Annotated in this window: 3 protein-coding genes; 2 read left to right on the top strand and 1 reads right to left on the bottom strand. The window is 73.8% G+C overall.

The features are described 5' to 3' along the window. Positions 1–316: 316 nt before the first annotated feature. The gene (locus DY245_RS33875; RefSeq protein WP_128510968.1) at positions 317–868 is read right to left on the bottom strand and encodes a hypothetical protein; all 552 of its coding nucleotides are present in this window, start codon (positions 866–868) and stop codon (positions 317–319) included. A 250-nt stretch (positions 869–1118) separates the two neighbouring features. On the opposite strand from DY245_RS33875, the gene fmt reads away from it, so the two are divergent. After that, positions 1119–2057: a methionyl-tRNA formyltransferase gene (fmt, locus tag DY245_RS33870; RefSeq protein ID WP_128510967.1), complete on the top strand. Its 939-nt coding sequence runs from the start codon at positions 1119–1121 to the stop codon at positions 2055–2057. A gap of 121 nt (positions 2058–2178) precedes the next feature. Continuing rightward, a partial coding sequence (locus DY245_RS33865; protein ID WP_280525030.1) for a transcription antitermination factor NusB occupies positions 2179–3091 on the top strand: 913 nt, incomplete at its 3' end.

Here is a 3091-nt window from a genome sequence, read left to right as displayed (position 1 = left end):
GGCCGGGCGACCCGCCGCCGGGCGAGGTCTGGGAGCGCGCGCTCGTACGCGTCCGCCCCGGCCAGGGCGCGGCGCTCGCCGCGGCGCTCAAGGCGGCCCGTGCGGCCCGGCTGGTCAAGCGGGAGGGCGAGGCGGTACGGGTACGGATCGATCCGCCGGACCTGGGGTGAGGAGACCGGACCTGGGGTGAGGAGAAGGGGCCGTCGGGGGGCCGGCCCCGCCCGGACATGGCGCCGCCCCGGGACCGTTGTCATCGGGTGGTCCCGGGGCGTTGGCGAGCGGTGGTGAGTGGGCCGTAGCCCCGTGTGAGGGTGGCTCAGCCGTTGCGGGGGCCGGGGAAGGCGCCCGGGCGGGTGGGCTCGTCGCGGGAGGCCGCGGTCGGCTGGGCGGGCATGGAGCGGGCGGCGGGGACGGACGGCGCGCCCGGCAGGCCCGCGGCGATGGTCACCGCGCGGGTCGCCGAGGACTCGGGCGAACGTACCGTCGGCTCAACGCTGTTGTCGGCGGCGGGCTGGGCGGCTGCCCTGCGGGCACCGTAACGGCGGTGCACAGCCTGTTTGGTGACACCGAGCGCCGAGCCCACCGCATCCCACGAGAACCCCAGCGAACGGTCGAAGTCGACCGCGGCCGTGACAAGTGTTTCGACGCTGTCCCGCAACTCCTGGGCGAGACGCACCGTCGGAGCGGGTGCGCGTCCGTACACGACAAAGCCCGCGGAGGGTCCCGTGCGCCGCGGCCGGTAGACGTTGCCGAGCTGAGCGGTCAGCGTGCGCAGTGCGTCCACCTGCCGTCGGACCCGCTCGATGTCCCGCACCAGGAGATGCAGGCTGGCGCGCGCCTGGGCGTCGTGGGTTGCGTGGTCGGCCATGAGCAAGCCTCTCGAACCGGCGTGGAAAAGGAAGTGTGAAAGCGATCGGGCCGCCAAAGCGGCCCGGTCGAAGGTCAATGCTGTTTGACCAACGCGACAGCAGCGGCTCTGGTCACGGTATGGGGGCGTACGAGCTTCCGTGCGAGGCGCGGGAAAACCCGTACGCCCCCTGGATCCACCACTCGTGGCCTGGGCCAAGACCCATAGACTGGTGCGTCGTTCCGCTGCGTGTGAGAGGTAATCGCCACCCATGAGGCTTGTCTTCGCCGGCACCCCCGAGGTCGCCGTACCCGCCCTCGATGCACTGATCGCCTCCGACCGGCACGAGGTCGTGGCCGTCGTGACGCGGCCCGACGCGCCCGCCGGACGCGGCCGGAAGCTGGTCGCCAGCCCCGTCGCCGAGCGCGCCGAGGAGGAGGGCATCGAGGTGCTCAAGCCCGTCAAGCCGCGCGACGAGGACTTTCTGGCCCGGCTGCGGGAGATCGCGCCGGACTGCTGCCCGGTGGTCGCCTACGGCGCGCTGCTGCCGCAGACCGCGCTCGACATTCCCGCCAAGGGGTGGGTCAATCTGCACTTCTCGCTGCTGCCCGCGTGGCGCGGCGCGGCGCCCGTGCAGCACGCGGTGCTCGCGGGCGACGAGGTGACCGGCGCCTCGACCTTCCAGATCGAGAAGGGCCTGGACTCCGGGCCGGTCTACGGGGTGCTGACCGAGGAGGTCCGGCCGACGGACACCAGCGGCGATCTGCTCACCCGGCTGGCGTTCGCCGGCGCCGGGCTGCTCGTCGCGACGATGGACGGCATCGAGGACGGCACGCTGACGCCGGTGCCGCAGCCCGCCGAGGGCATCTCGCTCGCGCCGAAGATCGAGGTCGAGGACGCCAAGGTGGACTGGTCGGCGCCGGCGCTGCGGGTCGACCGGGTGATCCGCGGCTGCGCGCCCGCGCCCGGTGCGTGGACGGTCTTCCGCGGCGAGCGCCTCAAGCTGATGTCGGCCACCGCCGTCGCGGGCCACACCGAACTCGCCCTCGCGCCCGGCGAACTCGCCGTCACGAAGAAGGCGGTGTACGTCGGCACCGGCAGCCACCCCGTCGAACTCGTCTGGGTCCAGCCGCAGGGCAAGAAGCCGATGAAGGCGGCGGACTGGGCGCGCGGCGTACGGATCGAGGCGGGGGAGCGGCTGGGGGACTAGGGCCTGTCCGATGGGTCATGGCCGGGCTTTTTCGATCCGTCCCGACCTCCCCGCGCGCTCCCGCCTGTCGCCCGCGTAGGCTGGGACGGACCCCTCATCTCGTATCCGGAGCACCTTTTCTGTGAGTCAGCAGCCCCGTCGTCGCCCCAGCAAGCCCTATCGCCGCCCGCAGAAGGACCCGGTCAGGATCCTCGCGTTCGAGGCGCTGCGGGCCGTCGACGAGCGGGATGCGTACGCGAATCTCGTGCTGCCGCCGCTGCTGCGCAAGGCGCGCGAGGGCGGTGACTTCGACACCCGGGACGCGGCGCTGGCGACGGAGCTGGTGTACGGATCGCTGCGGCGGCAGGGGACGTACGACGCGATCATCGCGCAGTGCGTGGACCGGCCGCTGCGGGAGGTCGACCCGCCGGTCCTGGACGTGCTGACGCTCGGCGCGCACCAGCTGCTCGGCACGCGTATCCCGACGCATGCCGCGGTCAGTGCGAGCGTCGAACTGGCCCGGGTGGTGCTCGGCGACGGACGGGCCAAGTTCGTCAACGCGGTGCTGCGCAAGGTCGCGGCCCATGACCTGGACGGCTGGCTGGAGCGGGTCGCCCCGGAGTACGACAAGGACCCCGAGGACCACCTCGGCATCGTGCATGCGCATCCCCGCTGGATCGTCTCGGCGCTGTGGGACGCGCTCGGCGGGGGCCGCGCCGGTATCGAGGACCTGCTGGAGGCGGACAACGAGCGCCCCGAGGTGACGCTGGTGGCGCGGCCCGGCCGGTCCACCGCCGAGGAGCTGCTGGCGGCGGTCGGCGAGGACAGCGCGCTGCCGGGGCGCTGGTCGCCGTACGCGGTGCGGCTCGCGGAGGGCGGTGAGCCGGGTGCGCTGGACGCGGTCCGCGAGGGGCGCGCCGGTGTACAGGACGAGGGCAGTCAGCTCGTCGCGCTCGCGCTGGCGAACGCGCCCGTCGAGGGCCCCGACCGCGCCTGGCTCGACGGCTGCGCCGGCCCCGGCGGCAAGGCGGCGCTGCTGGCCGCGCTCGCCGCAC

The organism is Streptomyces inhibens, from assembly GCF_003389455.1.
Taxonomy (GTDB): Bacteria; Actinomycetota; Actinomycetes; order Streptomycetales; family Streptomycetaceae; genus Streptomyces; species Streptomyces inhibens.
Note: the sequence above shows the minus strand (reverse complement) of the source record. Positions and strands in the feature narration are given on the sequence as shown.